Source organism: Roseomonas sp. E05, assembly GCF_030063475.1.
GTDB lineage: Bacteria > Pseudomonadota > Alphaproteobacteria > Acetobacterales > Acetobacteraceae > Pseudoroseomonas.
Genome location: NZ_JASIRT010000001.1, coordinates 218373 through 231467, shown reverse-complemented (window position 1 = coordinate 231467; position 13095 = coordinate 218373). Strand labels below are relative to the sequence as shown.

At 72.0% G+C, this 13095-nt stretch carries 15 protein-coding genes; 8 read left to right on the top strand and 7 right to left on the bottom strand.

Annotated elements, in window-relative coordinates:
- Positions 1-23: 23 nt before the first annotated feature.
- From QMO56_RS01130 to QMO56_RS01115, 4 genes are all read left to right on the top strand, one after another.
- The gene (locus QMO56_RS01130; RefSeq protein ID WP_283523179.1) at positions 24-941 is read left to right on the top strand and encodes a hydrogen peroxide-inducible genes activator; all 918 of its coding nucleotides are present in this window, start codon (positions 24-26) and stop codon (positions 939-941) included.
- 326 nt (positions 942-1267) lie between these two features.
- Entirely contained in the window at positions 1268-1393 is a 126-nt protein-coding gene (ykgO, locus tag QMO56_RS01125; RefSeq protein ID WP_160936804.1) for a type B 50S ribosomal protein L36, read from the top strand.
- A gap of 170 nt (positions 1394-1563) precedes the next feature.
- Entirely contained in the window at positions 1564-3021 is a 1458-nt protein-coding gene (locus tag QMO56_RS01120) for an FAD-linked oxidase C-terminal domain-containing protein (protein WP_283523178.1), read from the top strand.
- A complete protein-coding gene (locus QMO56_RS01115) occupies positions 3018-4220 on the top strand; it encodes an FAD-binding protein (RefSeq protein ID WP_283523177.1) in 1203 nt (400 codons plus the stop codon). The genes QMO56_RS01120 and QMO56_RS01115 overlap by 4 nt, the downstream gene beginning before the upstream one ends.
- 29 nt (positions 4221-4249) lie before the next feature.
- On the opposite strand, the gene QMO56_RS01110 is transcribed toward QMO56_RS01115, so the two are convergent.
- Positions 4250-5821 carry a CoA transferase gene (locus QMO56_RS01110; RefSeq protein ID WP_283523176.1) on the bottom strand — a complete coding sequence of 524 codons (1572 nt, stop codon included), beginning with the start codon at positions 5819-5821 and terminating at the stop codon, positions 4250-4252.
- A 297-nt stretch (positions 5822-6118) separates the two neighbouring features.
- On the opposite strand from QMO56_RS01110, the gene glcF reads away from it, so the two are divergent.
- Positions 6119-7429, top strand: a complete 1311-nt coding sequence (glcF, locus tag QMO56_RS01105) for a glycolate oxidase subunit GlcF (protein ID WP_283523175.1) — start codon at positions 6119-6121, stop codon at positions 7427-7429.
- Between the two features lie 12 nt (positions 7430-7441).
- Here the strand turns inward: glcF and QMO56_RS01100 are convergent, their stop codons facing one another.
- Together QMO56_RS01100 and QMO56_RS01095 are read right to left on the bottom strand one after the other, a co-directional pair.
- Entirely contained in the window at positions 7442-7630 is a 189-nt protein-coding gene (locus QMO56_RS01100) for a soj family protein (RefSeq protein ID WP_283523174.1), read from the bottom strand.
- Between the two features lie 80 nt (positions 7631-7710).
- Entirely contained in the window at positions 7711-7842 is a 132-nt protein-coding gene (locus QMO56_RS01095) for a hypothetical protein (RefSeq protein ID WP_283523173.1), read from the bottom strand.
- Between the two features lie 249 nt (positions 7843-8091).
- Between QMO56_RS01095 and QMO56_RS01090 the strand changes: the two genes are divergently transcribed.
- Both QMO56_RS01090 and phbB read left to right on the top strand, forming a co-directional pair.
- Positions 8092-9111: an amino acid ABC transporter substrate-binding protein gene (locus QMO56_RS01090; protein WP_283523172.1), complete on the top strand. Its 1020-nt coding sequence runs from the start codon at positions 8092-8094 to the stop codon at positions 9109-9111.
- A gap of 139 nt (positions 9112-9250) precedes the next feature.
- Positions 9251-9973, top strand: coding sequence for an acetoacetyl-CoA reductase (gene phbB / locus QMO56_RS01085; RefSeq protein ID WP_283523171.1), 723 nt, complete (start codon positions 9251-9253; stop codon positions 9971-9973).
- Between the two features lie 44 nt (positions 9974-10017).
- On the opposite strand, the gene QMO56_RS01080 is transcribed toward phbB, so the two are convergent.
- Entirely contained in the window at positions 10018-10377 is a 360-nt protein-coding gene (locus QMO56_RS01080) for a phage holin family protein (RefSeq protein ID WP_283523170.1), read from the bottom strand.
- A gap of 66 nt (positions 10378-10443) precedes the next feature.
- On the opposite strand from QMO56_RS01080, the gene QMO56_RS01075 reads away from it, so the two are divergent.
- Positions 10444-11301: a DMT family transporter gene (locus QMO56_RS01075; RefSeq protein ID WP_283523169.1), complete on the top strand. Its 858-nt coding sequence runs from the start codon at positions 10444-10446 to the stop codon at positions 11299-11301.
- Between the two features lie 133 nt (positions 11302-11434).
- Here the strand turns inward: QMO56_RS01075 and QMO56_RS01070 are convergent, their stop codons facing one another.
- The 3 genes from QMO56_RS01070 to QMO56_RS01060 are packed head-to-tail and all read right to left on the bottom strand — an operon-like array spanning position 11435 to position 13086.
- Entirely contained in the window at positions 11435-12043 is a 609-nt protein-coding gene (locus tag QMO56_RS01070; RefSeq protein WP_283523168.1) for a bifunctional 2-polyprenyl-6-hydroxyphenol methylase/3-demethylubiquinol 3-O-methyltransferase UbiG, read from the bottom strand.
- Complete coding sequence (locus tag QMO56_RS01065) at positions 12040-12486, bottom strand: cupin domain-containing protein (RefSeq protein WP_283523167.1); 447 nt, start codon at positions 12484-12486, stop codon at positions 12040-12042. The genes QMO56_RS01070 and QMO56_RS01065 overlap by 4 nt, the downstream gene beginning before the upstream one ends.
- Positions 12487-12489: 3 nt before the next feature.
- Positions 12490-13086, bottom strand: a complete 597-nt coding sequence (locus QMO56_RS01060) for a glutathione S-transferase N-terminal domain-containing protein (protein ID WP_283523166.1) — start codon at positions 13084-13086, stop codon at positions 12490-12492.
- Positions 13087-13095 lie beyond the last annotated feature (9 nt).

The window sequence follows — 13095 nt, the reverse complement described above, 5'->3', positions numbered from 1 at the left end:
CGATGAAACGATCGTCCGAATCGATGGCCCTTCTCCCCAGTCCGCAGCAACTCCGTTACCTCGTCGCCCTGGCCGATCTCGGCCATTTCGGCCGTGCCGCCGCCGCTTGCGCGGTGACGCAGTCCACCCTCTCGGCGGGCATCATCGCGCTTGAGCGCCAGCTCGACAGCACCATCCTGGAGCGTGGCCCCGGCAAGCGCCCGGTCTTCACGCCGCTGGGGCTGGAGCTGGTCGGCCGGGCGCGCCACGCCCTGGCAGCCCTGGCAGCGGTTTCCGAGACAGCGGCGGCGGCGCGCGACCCGCTGGCCGGTCCGCTGCGGCTCGGCGTCATCCCGACCATCGGTCCCTTCCTGCTGCCGCGGCTGATGCCGGCGCTGCGCCGCGCCTTTCCGCGACTGCAGCTCTGGCTGCGCGAGGACCTGACCAACCGGCTGGCCGACGACCTCGCGGCCGGCCGTCTCGACCTGCTGCTGCTGGCGCTCCCGGCTCCCTTGCCCGAGGCTGAGACCCTCTGCGTGGCGCATGACCGTTTCATTGCCGCCCTGCCGGAGGGGCACCGCCTCGCCGCTGCGCCGAGTCTTCCCCTCTCGGCACTGGGAAGCGAGCGGATGCTGCTGCTGGAGGACGGCCATTGCCTGCGGGATCAGGCGCTGACCGCCTGTGGCCTGCCCGGCGTGGGGGATACCTTCGCCGCCACCAGCCTGCACACCTTGGTGCAGATGGTGGCCGGCGGCCTGGGCGTGACGCTGCTGCCGCAACTGGCGGTTGAGGGCGGCGTGCTCGCGGGCGCCGCCGTCGTTCTGAAGCCGCTCAGCACGCCGCAGGGGCGGGAGATTGGCCTGGCCTGGCGGGCGCGCTCGCCCCGCGCGGCGGAGTTCCGCGATATGGCGCCCACGATCGCCCAGGCCATTGCCCCCTCGGCTGCCCCGCAGACAAATTGACGTGCGCTGTTAGCAAAAATGAAACACGCCCGCCTCCCCTTGTGTTTTTCTACCTGCAAACGGCGGGAGGGCGGAAACCATGTCCGGTGCGGGGGAGGGCGATCGCCTGGCTCGCGCTCTACTGCGCGGCGCCTTGCGGCGGCGCGCGCAGCAGCGGCAGGGCATGGGCGTTCCTTATGGATGGCGCGCGGAGTTGTTCCGCGTGCTGCAGGGCGCGGCAGTGCGGACGCGCCACGGCTCGCCTCTGGCGGGCCTCCCCGCAGGCACGGAATGGTTGACAGCCCGGCCCCCGGCCCCTAAACGCGGGCGCTCGAAGAGGGTGACCCATGAAGATCCGCAACAGCCTGAAGAGCGCCAAGATGCGCGACAAGAACTGCGTGCTGGTCCGTCGCCGCGGCCGCATGTATGTTCTGAACAAGAAGAACCCCCGCCTGAAGGCCCGCCAGGGCTGACAGCCGTGGCCGCCGTCGTGGTGGCCGCGCCTGGGTACTTCGGTTGAAAACGGCGCCGCGGGTCTCCCGCGGCGCCGTTTTCGTCTGTGCGGTGCTTCGTCTGGCCGCTTGCCCGCACTCCGCCGCCGCCCCATCCTCCGCCGCAAGAACCGGCGTGAGGAAAGCGGACCATGATCGACCTGCCGAAGCCAAACCCGGCCGTGCTCGCCCGGCGCGGCGAGATCCTGGCCGCGCTGCATGCGCTGGTGCCCGATGGCCCCTTCGGCCAGGGCGTCATTGGCGACCCGCACCGCCTGCGCGCCTATGAGACGGATGGGCTTTCCGCCTACCGCCAGCCGCCGCTCGCCGTGGTGCTGCCCGCCACCACGGAGGAAGTGGCCGCCGTGCTGCGCTACTGCCACCAGAACGGCATCCGCGTGATCCCACGCGGGGCCGGCACCAGCCTCTCCGGCGGCGCCCTGCCGCTGGCCGACGCCGTGGTGGTCGGCATGATGCGGATGAACCGCATCCTGGAGGTGAACACCGCCGACCGCTACGCCGTGGTGGAGGCCGGCGTCACCAATATCGGCATCACCCAGGCGGTCAGCGCCGAGGGCTTCTTCTACGCGCCCGACCCCTCCAGCCAGCTCGCCTGCATGATCGGCGGCAACGTCATGATGAATTCGGGCGGCGCGCATTGCCTGAAATACGGCGTCACCGCCGGCAACCTGCTGGGCGTGAAGTTCGTCACCATCGAGGGTGAGGTGGTCGAGATCGGCGGCCAGTACCTGGACGCGGCCGGCTATGACTGGCTCGGCCTGATCACCGGCAGCGAGGGCCAGCTCGGCATGGTGACGGAGGTGACCGTCCGCATCCTGCGCGCCGCCGAGGGGGCGCGCGCCATGCTGGCCGCCTTCCGCGCCAACGAGGTGGCGGGACAGGCGGTGGACGCCATCATCGCCAGCGGCATCATTCCCGTCGCCCTGGAGTTCATGGACCGCCCGGCCATCCATGCCTGCGAGGCCTTCGCCCAGGCGGGCTACCCGCTCGATGCCGAGGCCATGCTGATCATCGAGGTCGAGGGCAGCACCGAGGAGCAGGACACCCTGCTCGCCCGGCTGAAGGAGATCTGCGCCCGCTTCGACCCGATCTCGCTGCGCGTCGCCGAGACGCCGGAGGAGAGCCTGGCCATCTGGAAGGGCCGGAAGGGCGCCTTCGGCGCGGTCGGCCGTATCTCGCCCGACTATCTCTGCATGGACGGCACCATCCCGACCGGCGAACTGCCGCATGTGCTGCGCCGCATCGGCGAGATGAGCGACAGCTACGGCCTGCTGGTCGCCAACATCTTCCATGCCGGCGACGGCAACCTGCACCCGCTGATCATGTTCGACGCCAACGACCCCGAGAGCTTCCGCAAGGCCGAGACCTTCGGCGCCGACATCCTGAAGCTCTGCGTCGAGGTCGGCGGCTGCCTGACCGGCGAGCACGGCGTCGGCGTCGAGAAGCGCGACCTGATGCCGGTGCAGTTCACCGCGGCCGAGCTGGCGCAGCAGCGCCGCATCAAGTCGGCCTTCGATCCGCAATGGCTGCTGAACCCGGCCAAGGTCTTCCCGCTGGAGGGCAACCCGGCCCTGGCGCCCGCCGCATGAGTGTCGCGACCGAAGCCCTGGCCCCGGCGGACGAGGCCGGCATCGTCGAGGCGGTGCGGGAGGCGGCGGCGAGCCGCACCCCGCTGGCGATCGAGGGCCATGGCAGCAAGCGCGGCATGCTCCGCCCGGTGCAGGCCGGGCGCACCCTTTCCACGGCGGGCCTGACGGGCATCACGCTCCATAAGCCCGCCGAGCTGGTGCTGTCCGCCCGCGCCGGCACGCCGGTGGCCGAGATCGAGGCGGCGCTGGCGCGGCACAACCAGATGCTGGCCGCCGAGCCGCCGGATTTTTCCGTGCTGTCCGGCCATGACCGCCCCGCGACGCTCGGAGGCATGGTGGCCGCCAGCCTGTCCGGCCCGCGCCGCATCGCCGCCAGCGGGGCGCTGCGCGACCAGGTGCTCGGCCTGCGCGCCGTCACCGGCCGTGCTGAGGTGATCCGCTCGGGGGGCCGTGTCCACAAGAACGTCACCGGGCTGGACCTGTGCAAGCTGCTGGCCGGCAGTCACGGCACGCTGGGCGTCCTGACCGAGATCACCCTGAAGCTGGCGCCGCGCCCCGAGGCGGGTCTGACGCTCGCGGTCGGCGTGGCCGACCTTGCCGCCGGGGTGGCGGCGCTCTCCACGGGCCTGGGCAGCCCTTTTGGCGTCACCGGCGCCGCGCTGCTGCCGCGCGGCATGGCGGAACTCGGCCTGAGCGGCCCCACCGCCCTGCTGCGGCTGGAGGACATGGCGCAATTCCTGCCGCACCGCGCCGGCCGGCTACGGCAGGACCTCGCCGGCTTCGGCGCGGTCACGCTGGTGGAGGGCGAGGCCAGCCAGGCGCTGTGGCGGGCCGTCCGCGACGCCCGCCCGCTGCAGGCGGCGCCGGAGGATGCGGTATGGCGCCTTTCGGTGAAGCCCAGCGCCGGCCCGGCGGTGGCGCGGCGGCTGGAGGAGGCTTTCGGCGCCCGGATGCTGCTGGACTGGGGCGGTGGCCTGGTCTGGGCCGCCGGCCCGGCCACCGATGCCGCACATGCGGCGGTGATGGCGGCCGCGCAGGCGGCGGGCGGCACCTTCCTGCTGTTCCGCGCCCCTGATTCGCTGCGCAGCGCCGTTCCCGTCCTGCCGGAGGAGCCGCCGGCGCTGGCCGGCATCGCCGCTCGCGTGAAGGCGGCGATGGACCCTGAGGGCCTTCTCAACCCCGGCCGCCTGCGCGGCTGAGGCGCGGCGCGGGGTCCGGGGTGGCACGGTCACCCCGGCGGAGGGCGCGCGGAAGAGGCGGCGCCTCCCCCGATCCAGGCCGCCTCATGGCTGCCCAGCGGCATGGCCGGTGCCTCCCACCGGGCGGGCGTGGCACTCATCCGCGCGGCATGACGGATGGCCCTGAGCCGTCCGAAACCGCTTTCGCTCTCCTCCAGCAGATCGGCGACTTCCGCCTGCCCCGGATCGGGCGCGGCGAAGCCGTCGGCCACCCGCCCCAGCCCACGCAGCCACTGCCCCGTGGCGGCGAGGGAGACGCGGACCCGCCAGGAGCCGCCTTCCTCGGCGCGCCGCAGCAGGGCCGCCATGGCCCCGAGGGCCAGGAGATAGCCCGAGGCGTGGTCCAGCGCCTGACAGGGCAGGGGGCGGGGCTGCCCTGGCGTGCCGGCGGCCTCGGCCTCTGCGTGGTTGAAGCCGGTGGCCGTCTGCACCAGCGAGTCGAAGCCGCGCCGCCCTGCCCAGGGCCCCCGATGCCCATAGGCGGAAAGCGAGACGCAGATCAGGCCGGGCCGCAGCGCCGCCATCGCCGCCTCGCCGAAGCCGCGCCCCGCCAGCGCACCGGGCCGGTAGGACTGCAGGAAGATGTCCGCTCCCTGCAGCAGCTCCCGCAGCCGCGCGGCCCCGTTTTCCTGCCGCAGGTCCAGCCGGGCGGTGCGCTTGCCGCGTCCGGTGTCCATGTCGAGACCCGGGATGGAGGGCAGATGGGCGGCGCTGACATGCAGCACCTCCGCGCCATGCGCGGCGAGGCAGCGCCCCGCGACCGGCCCGGCGACGATGCGCGTCATCTCCAGCACCCGCAGCCCGGCGAGTGGCCGCGCGCCGAACGGGGGCAAAGGCGTGGGCGGCGCGTCGCCCATGCGCTCGATGACGAGGGGCGGCTGACCGGCGAGGGCGCGGCCCTGCGGATGCGCCTCCCAGCCGGCGAAGTCGCGCAGCATCGCGACGCAGAGTCCGGCCTCGGCGGCGGCCTCCTCGAAGGCGGCGGCGGACCAGCCCCGCAGTGCGGCGGCGACGGCCTCGCGCTCCGGCGGCAGGCCGCCCAGCAGGGCCAGGATACCGTCCCGGTGATGCGGGAAGTTGGTGTGCAGCCGCACCGCCCCGCCCTCACCGCAGCGATAGAGGCCCGCCAGCGCATCCCAGGGATCCGGCGGTGGGGCATCATCCAGCCGCAGGTGGCGCTCGCTGCGGAATTCGGCCAGGGCATGGCGTAGCGGAACTTCCACATGCTGGGCCGGACCACCACGGCGGCGATGGATCTCGGCGGCGGCCAGGGCGGCGGCGGCGATGCTGGCCTGCGCCGCGGCGCCGACGCGGAAGGAGGAGGGCAGGCCGGGCTCGTCCCCCGGCAGCGCCACGGCCTCCGTGCATGCGGCGGGCAGGGAGGCGCTTTCGAGCAGGCCGCGCAGGGTGGCGAGGGCGGGGCGGTTCAGGGCGGTGGCTCCGTCATGGTGCGGGCGCCACAGCTTTTCACTGCCCCGGCCGCCCGGCAAGCGGATCTCAGCGGCGCTCGGGCCCGCCAGGCCGACGGCGCGGCGGCTCGGCGACCAGGGAGGGCGCGGCATGGCCCACCCGCAGCAATGCTGCCCGCCGCGCCGTCTCCTGGGGGCCGCCAGGGGCAGGGCTCAGGCGCTCCGCTGCGGAGGCGGGCGCCGGGGGATGCGGGTCGGAAGACGGCAATGGCATGGGATTTACTCAAAAGGTAATCTCGTTCCCATTTTACAGCGGTGTTCGTATAATGAATCGTTGATTCCGGGGCCGATCACTCGACGGCCGGCGATTCTTTGGGCCCGGCCCCCGCGCCAACTGCTTGCGCCGCCACCACTTCCCTTCCACCCTGCCGCGGAGGAACGGACCAGGCGATGCAGACCAATTTCACCCCGGAACAGCTTGCCGACCCTGACACGCGGGAATCCAACACGATCCTGCGGACCTGCGTGCATTGCGGCTTCTGCACCGCCACCTGCCCGACCTTCGTGCTGCTCGGGGACGAACTGGATTCGCCGCGTGGGCGCATCTACCTGATCAAGGACATGCTGGAGAGTGGCCGTCCGGCCGGCGAGGCCGAGGTGCGGCATGTGGACCGCTGCCTCTCCTGCCTGTCCTGCATGACCACCTGCCCTTCGGGCGTGCACTACATGCACCTGGTGGACCACGCGCGCCGCTACATCGAGGAAACCTACACCCGCCCCTGGCCGGAGCGCGCGCTGCGCCGGCTGCTGGGCGCCACGCTGCCCTATCCGCGCCGCTTCCGCCTGGCGCTGGCGGCGGCGCGCCTCGCCCAGCCGCTGCGCGGCCTGCTGCCCGCCCGCGGCACCACCGCCCGGCGGCTGCGCGCCATGCTGGAACTGGCGCCAGCCCGCCTGCCCGCCGGGAACGAGGCGCAGCGCCCCCAGGTCCACCCCGCCCACGGCCCGCGCCGGGGCCGCGTGGCGCTGCTGACCGGCTGCGCGCAGACCGTGCTCGCCCCCTCGATCAACGAGGCGACCATCCGGCTGCTGACGCGCATGGGGGTGGAGGTGGTGGTCACCGCCGGACAGGGCTGCTGCGGCGCGCTGAACCACCACATGGGCCAGCACGACGCCGCCATGGCCCTGGCCCGTGCCAACATCGAAGCCTGGACGCGGGAGATCGACGGTGAGGGGCTGGACGCCGTCGTGGTGAACGCCTCGGGCTGCGGCACCACGGTGAAGGACTACGGCTTCATGTTCCGCACCGAGCCCGGCCCCTGGCCGGCGCGGGCGGCCGCGGTGGCGGAGCGGGCGCGGGACATCTCGGAGGTGCTGCTGCAGTTCGGCTACGCGCCCTCCCGCGAGGCGCCCGGGCTGACCGTCGCCTACCACGCGGCCTGCAGCCTGCAGCATGGCCAGAAGATCACCACGGCGCCGAAGCAACTGCTGACCAGGGCCGGATTCGCGGTGAAGGAGCCGGCGGAGCCGCATCTCTGCTGCGGCTCGGCGGGGACCTACAACCTGCTGCAGCCCGACATTGCGGCGCAGCTCAAGGCGCGCAAGCAGCAGAACCTGGCGCGCACCGGTGCCAGGGTGATCGCCAGCGGCAATATCGGCTGCCTGACCCAACTCGGCGACGGCGCGATGCCGGCCATCCACACGGTCGAGCTGCTGGACTGGATGGCGGGCGGCCCGCGGCCGGCGGCGCTGCCGGCGGCATAGGGCGCCGGCCGCTCAGGCCGCGCGCTTGCGGGCGGCGCTGTCGCGCAGCAGCGCCGAGATGGCGGCCGCCACCAGGCTGGCCGCCTCCTCCGAGCCGGCATCGAGGCAGCAGCGCTCGACATGGCTCATCAGGCGCAGCACGGCCTGCATGTCGCGTTGCGCCTGGTTGGTCCAGAGGACCGCAGCGATCGGGGTATCCATGGACATCGGCTCAGCTTGAGGTTACCGCGCGGGACGCCGCTTACACCCCGCGTCGCCGCAAGGCCAGGGCGGCAGCGGGGCTACTGGAGGGTGATGGTGGCGGGGAGGGCACGTGACGGGGAGTCGGACAGGGCCGCCGCCGCCAGCGCCGCATGCCGCGCGGCCTCCGGCACGCCGAGCCGCCGGCACTCCGCCTCAATATAGGATAGCATCAGAAGCAGGGCTTCCTGGTCCACTTGCTTTTCAAGACTGGCCGCGGAGAGGCGCGCAGAAGTCGCAGAGGCGGTCATCGTGTCCGGCCCGAAAGACGATACGCGCGGGGGTGCACCGTATCACATTGCTGTGACTATGGTTTTTTCGTTCCGGCGGCAACAGCGAAATGCATCCGGCCACGATCGGGCTTGGCGGTGTTGCATTTATGCCCATAGGCTCTGGGCCTTGGTCTGGAAAGTGATTCGATCATGCGTCATGCCTTGGGCCTGCTTGCACTCCTGCCGCCGCTGCTGACTGCCCTCCCCGCCGCCGCCGGTCCGACCCTGGAAGGGGTGCGCGCCCGCGGGCAGGTGGTATGTGGGGTCAATACCGGCGTCGCCGGCTTCTCCGCGCCCGACAGCCAGGGCAACTACCAGGGGCTGGACGCCGAGTTCTGCCGCGCCGTGGCCGCCGCGACCCTGGGCGACACCGCCAAGGTCCGTTTCGTGCCGACCACCTACCAGACCCGCTTCGTGGCGCTGCAGGGCGGCGAGATCGACCTGCTGGCCCGCAACGTCACCCAGACCCTCACGCGTGACACCGCGCTGGGCTTCAACATGGCCGGGGTGAACTTCTACGACGGCCAGGGCTTCATGGTGCACAAGTCCGCCGGCCTCACCGCCGCGAAGCAACTCGACGGTGCCACCGTCTGCGTGCTGCCCGGCTCGACCAGCGAGCTGAACCTCGGTGACTTCGCCCGCCGCGAGAAGATCACCATCCAGCCCGTCGTGCTCTCCTCGATGGACGAGATGACGGGGGCCTATCAGTCCGGCCGTTGCGACGCCATGACCACGGATGCCTCCCAGCTCGCGGCGCTGCGCGTCTCCGCGCTGCGCGACCCGGCGGAGCACATGATCCTGCCGGAGCGCATCAGCAAGGAGCCGCTCGGCCCGATGGTGCGGCACGGCGACGAGGAATGGCGCGACATCGTCGCCTGGACGCTGATGGCGATGATCGAGGCGGAGGAGCTTGGCATCACCCGCCAGAACGTGGAGGCGATGCGCGCCAGCCCGGACCCCAACGTGCAGCGCGTGCTCGGCGTGGCGCCCGGCTTCGGCAAGGCGCTGGGCCTGCCGGAGGACTGGGCCTTCCAGGTGATCCGCCAGGTCGGCAACTACGGCGAGGTGTTCGAGCGCAGCCTGGGCAAGGACTCGCCCATCGGCCTGGAGCGCGGCCTCAATGACCTGTGGACACGAGGCGGGCTGATGTACGCCCTGCCGTTGCGCTGACCCTGTGCGGCGGCCCTCCGGCCGACCACAAGAACTTGATTCAGCACAGGGACATGGCGTCCCGGCCGGCGCTGTGATGCCATAGGCGAGCGGCGCCGCCACGGCGCCGCCAAATCCTTTGGGAAGGGAGGCTTCTCCTATGGCACGAGTGGCACTCGTCACTGGCGGGCAGCGGGGCATCGGCGCCGCCATCAGCGAGCACCTGCAGAAGGCGGGCCGCAAGGTCATCGCCTCCTATGCGGGAAATGACGCCGCGGCGTCCGCCTTCACCGAGCGAACCGGCATCCCCTGCATCAAGTTCGACGTCTCGGACTTCGAGGCCTGCAAGGCCGCCGTGGCGAAGATCGAGGCGGATCACGGCCCGATCGAGGTCCTGGTCAACAATGCCGGCATCACCCGCGACGGCACCATGAAGCGCATGGACCGCAAGATGTGGGACGAGGTGATCGACACCAATCTCGGCTCCTGCTTCAACATGGCCAAGCTGGTCTGGGACGGGATGACGGCCCGCAAGTACGGGCGCATCGTCAATATCGGCTCGATCAACGGCCAGGCCGGGCAGTACGGCCAGGTGAACTACGCCGCCGCCAAATCCGGCATCCACGGCTTCACCAAGGCGCTCGCGCAGGAAGGCGCGCGCTCCGGCATCACGGTCAACGCCATCGCCCCGGGATACGTGGACACCGAGATGGTCCGTGCCGTGCCGGAGGACGTGCTGCAGAAGATCATCGGCCGCATTCCCGTGGGCCGGCTCGGCACCGCGGACGACATCGCGCGCGGCGTCTGCTTCCTGACCGCGGACGAAGCCGATTTCATCACCGGCTCCACCCTCTCCATCAATGGTGGTCAGCACATGTACTGAGGCTTCTGGCGGGGCAGGCCGGGGGCGTTCCCCCGGCCGCCGCCTCAACGCGCCGCTGCCGCGTCGCGGTCGCCGATCGCGCGGTTGACGAGCCAGGACACCACGGCGACGATGATCGCCCCGAAGAACGCGGCCCAGAAGCCGGAGATCTGCATTCCCGGCATGACCAGCGCCGTCAGCCCCAGCATGGCCGCATTCACCACCAGGGTGAACAAGCCCAGCGTGATGATGTTGAGCGGCAGCGAGAGCAGGATCAGCACCGGCCGGATCAACGCATTGATGATCCCGAAGATGATGGCCGCGATGAACAACGCGAATGGCCCGGCGAAATTGATGCCGTCGATCAGCATGTCCGCGCACCAGAAGGCGAAGGCGGTGATGACGGTGCGGGCGAGGAAACCCATGATCCAACTCCCTGACGATTCGCCGGCGGAACGCCGCCTGTACGGCCCAGTTTCAGGATGGCCGGCATGAACCGGGCGACACTGGCCGGTTGTGGCGCCATTCTACTCTGGGCTTTCCTCGGTGTCCTGGCGCGTCTGGCGGCGGGGGTGCCGCCGCTGGAACTGACCGCGCTGAGCATGGCGGTGGGTGGGCTGCTCGGGCTCGGCGTGGTCGCCGCGCGCGGCTCGCTCGGTTTGCTGCGGCAGGAGGGGCTGGCCTGGGCGCACGGGGTCGGTGGCCTGTTCGGCTACCACGCGCTCTATTTCGCGGCGCTGGCCCTGGCTCCGGCGGTGGAGGCCAACCTGCTGAACTACCTCTGGCCGCTGCTGATCGTGCTGCTTTCCGGCCTGTTGCTCGGCATGCCGCTGGGCAGTCGTCGGCTGCTCGGCGTGGCGCTGGGCTTCGCCGGCTGCGCCCTGCTGATCGGCGGCGGCGCCCGCTTCCCCGCCGGAGCCTTGCCGGGCTTCCTCTGCGCCGTGGCGGGGGCCGTGGTCTGGGCCACCTATTCCGTCACCGCCCGCCGCCTCGCCCGCGTGCCGACCGAGGCGGTGGCGGGCTTCTGCCTGGTCAGCGCCCTGCTTGCCGGGGTGCTGCACCTCGTCTTCGAGGCGACGGTCTGGCCGGACGCCCGGCAGGCGCTGGCCATCCTGCTGCTCGGCCTGGGGCCGGTCGGCTCCGCCTTCTTCCTGTGGGATCTCGGCATGAAGCGCGGCGACCCGCGCCTGCTCGGTACGCTGGCCTATTCGATTCCCGTGCTTTCCACCCTGCTGCTGGTGGCGGCCGGGGAGGGGCGGGCGGATGAGCGCGTGCTGGTCGCCGCCCTGCTGGTGGCGGGGGGCGGGGTGCTCGCCTCCTGGCAGCGGTCGCGCCACCTGCCGGCGTAGAAAAAAGTCCGGGGGAAGGAATTCCCCCGGACCCCCATCTTTTTCTTCGAGTTTCCCGTACTGGCGGTCCGCGCGGCGCCAGAACCGACAAAAAAAGAAGGGGGCTCGGGGGAATTCTTTCCCTCGACCTTTTTCAGCCCGGTTTCTGCCAGAGGCCGCGCACCACCTCGGCCGGCCCCTGATGGCGCGGCCCTTCATCGAGCCGCACGGTGCCTTCCAGGCATTCCAGCAGGGTCAGCTCCGGGAAGGCGGCTTCGGCGGCGGCGCGGGTCCAGAGCAGGTCCGGGTCTTTCGGCCCGCCGCTGCGGCGGCCGCCCTGGGCGAGGGTGAAGCCTTCCAGCAGCAGCAGCCCGCCCGGCGCCAGCGCCCGCTGCGCTGCCGCGGCCACCACGGCGCGGTCGGCCGGCGGCATGTGCACGAAGACCCAGGCGATCAGGTCGAAACCGGCTTCCGGCCAGTCCCAGCGGGTAAGGTCGGCCACCGCTGTCGTCAGCGGCACGCCCCGCTCGGCGGCGAAGGCGGCGGCGCGGGCCATGCCGGTGGCGGACCAGTCCACGGCGGTGGCGACCAGCCCCTGCTCGGCCAGCCAGACGCCGTTGCGCCCCTCGCCGTCGCCAAGGGCCAGGGCGCGCATCCCCGGCCGCAGCCAGGGCGCGAGACTGTGCAGGTAGCGGTTGGGCGCCTGGCCGAACAGCCAGGCGCCGGCGGCGTAGCGGGCATCCCAGGCGGCGGCCTCGCTCACTGGGAGGGCTCCCAGCCCGGCGGCGCCAGGGTGAAGCCCGCGAAGTCGAAGGCCGGGCTGACGGTGCAGCCCACCAGCGTCCAGGCGCCGAGGCTTTCCGCCGCCTGCCAGCCGCCCGGCGGGACCACGGCGAAGGGCGCCTCGCCGCGGCCGAGGTCCGGGCCGAGCCGGTGCTCGATCCGCCCCCCCGAATCGCCGGCCAGGGAGAGCCGCAGCGAGGCGCCGGCATACCAGTGCCAGGCTTCGGCGGCGTCCACCCGGTGCCAGTGGCTCCGCTCGCCGGCGGCGAGCAGGAAGTAGATCGCCGTGCCCGCCCCGCGCCCGCCATCCGCCGGCCGGTCGCGCCAGATCTCGCGGTAGTGCCCGCCCTCGGGATGCGGGGCGAGGCCGAGCGCCGCGATCACCGCGGCGGCAGGCAGGGAAGGGTCGCGCAGGTCGGGCATGGCTTATGCCGGCGGCGGGGCGGTGCGGCTCAGTGCCGGATGGGCGGAAACCTCCTCATACCACGCCGCCAGCTTCGGATGCGCTTCGCGCCAGGGCTCGTGGCCGAAGCGGAAGTCGAGATAGCCGATGGCGCAGGCCACGGCGACGGCACCGATATCCGCGAGCCCCTTCGGCGGCGCCTTCTCCAGCGCGTCGAGCGAGCGCGCCACGATGTCCTGCTGGCGGGACTGGAAGGCGGTGCGCCCCTCGTCCTGCGCCAGCCCCATGCTCATGCGGCGGGCGACGGCGGCGTCCATGATGCCGTCGGCCAGGGCTTCCATGGTCTTCGCGGCGATCCGCGCAGCGCCCTGGGGATAGAGCGAGGCCGAGTCGCCCAGCCCGTCGAGGTATTCGCAGATCACCGGGCTGTCGAAGATGGCCTGGCCCTCGTCGGTGACGAGGCAGGGCACCTTGGAGAGCGGGTTCATCGCCAGCAGCCCCTCGGGGCTGGTATGCGGGTTGGTGGGGATCAACTCGATCCGGTTCTCCAGCCCCCGCAGCAGCGCGCAGGCCATGACCTTGCGGACGAAGGGGCTGGAAGGCGAGTGGAACAGCTTCATGGCTGGTCT

Excerpts from the sequence above, each read along its gene's own strand:
- QMO56_RS01130 (WP_283523179.1), top strand. The coding sequence starts at position 24 with ATGGCCCTTCTCCCCAGTCCGCAGCAACTCCGTTACCTCGTCGCCCTG.
- ykgO (WP_160936804.1), top strand. The coding sequence starts at position 1,268 with ATGAAGATCCGCAACAGCCTGAAGAGCGCCAAGATGCGCGACAAGAAC.
- QMO56_RS01120 (WP_283523178.1), top strand. The coding sequence starts at position 1,564 with ATGATCGACCTGCCGAAGCCAAACCCGGCCGTGCTCGCCCGGCGCGGC.
- QMO56_RS01115 (WP_283523177.1), top strand. The coding sequence starts at position 3,018 with ATGAGTGTCGCGACCGAAGCCCTGGCCCCGGCGGACGAGGCCGGCATC.
- QMO56_RS01110 (WP_283523176.1), bottom strand. The coding sequence starts at position 5,821 with ATGCCGCGCCCTCCCTGGTCGCCGAGCCGCCGCGCCGTCGGCCTGGCG.
- glcF (WP_283523175.1), top strand. The coding sequence starts at position 6,119 with ATGCAGACCAATTTCACCCCGGAACAGCTTGCCGACCCTGACACGCGG.
- QMO56_RS01100 (WP_283523174.1), bottom strand. The coding sequence starts at position 7,630 with ATGGATACCCCGATCGCTGCGGTCCTCTGGACCAACCAGGCGCAACGC.
- QMO56_RS01095 (WP_283523173.1), bottom strand. The coding sequence starts at position 7,842 with ATGCTATCCTATATTGAGGCGGAGTGCCGGCGGCTCGGCGTGCCGGAG.
- QMO56_RS01090 (WP_283523172.1), top strand. The coding sequence starts at position 8,092 with ATGCGTCATGCCTTGGGCCTGCTTGCACTCCTGCCGCCGCTGCTGACT.
- phbB (WP_283523171.1), top strand. The coding sequence starts at position 9,251 with ATGGCACGAGTGGCACTCGTCACTGGCGGGCAGCGGGGCATCGGCGCC.
- QMO56_RS01080 (WP_283523170.1), bottom strand. The coding sequence starts at position 10,377 with ATGGGTTTCCTCGCCCGCACCGTCATCACCGCCTTCGCCTTCTGGTGC.
- QMO56_RS01075 (WP_283523169.1), top strand. The coding sequence starts at position 10,444 with ATGAACCGGGCGACACTGGCCGGTTGTGGCGCCATTCTACTCTGGGCT.
- QMO56_RS01065 (WP_283523167.1), bottom strand. The coding sequence starts at position 12,486 with ATGCCCGACCTGCGCGACCCTTCCCTGCCTGCCGCCGCGGTGATCGCG.
- QMO56_RS01060 (WP_283523166.1), bottom strand. The coding sequence starts at position 13,086 with ATGAAGCTGTTCCACTCGCCTTCCAGCCCCTTCGTCCGCAAGGTCATG.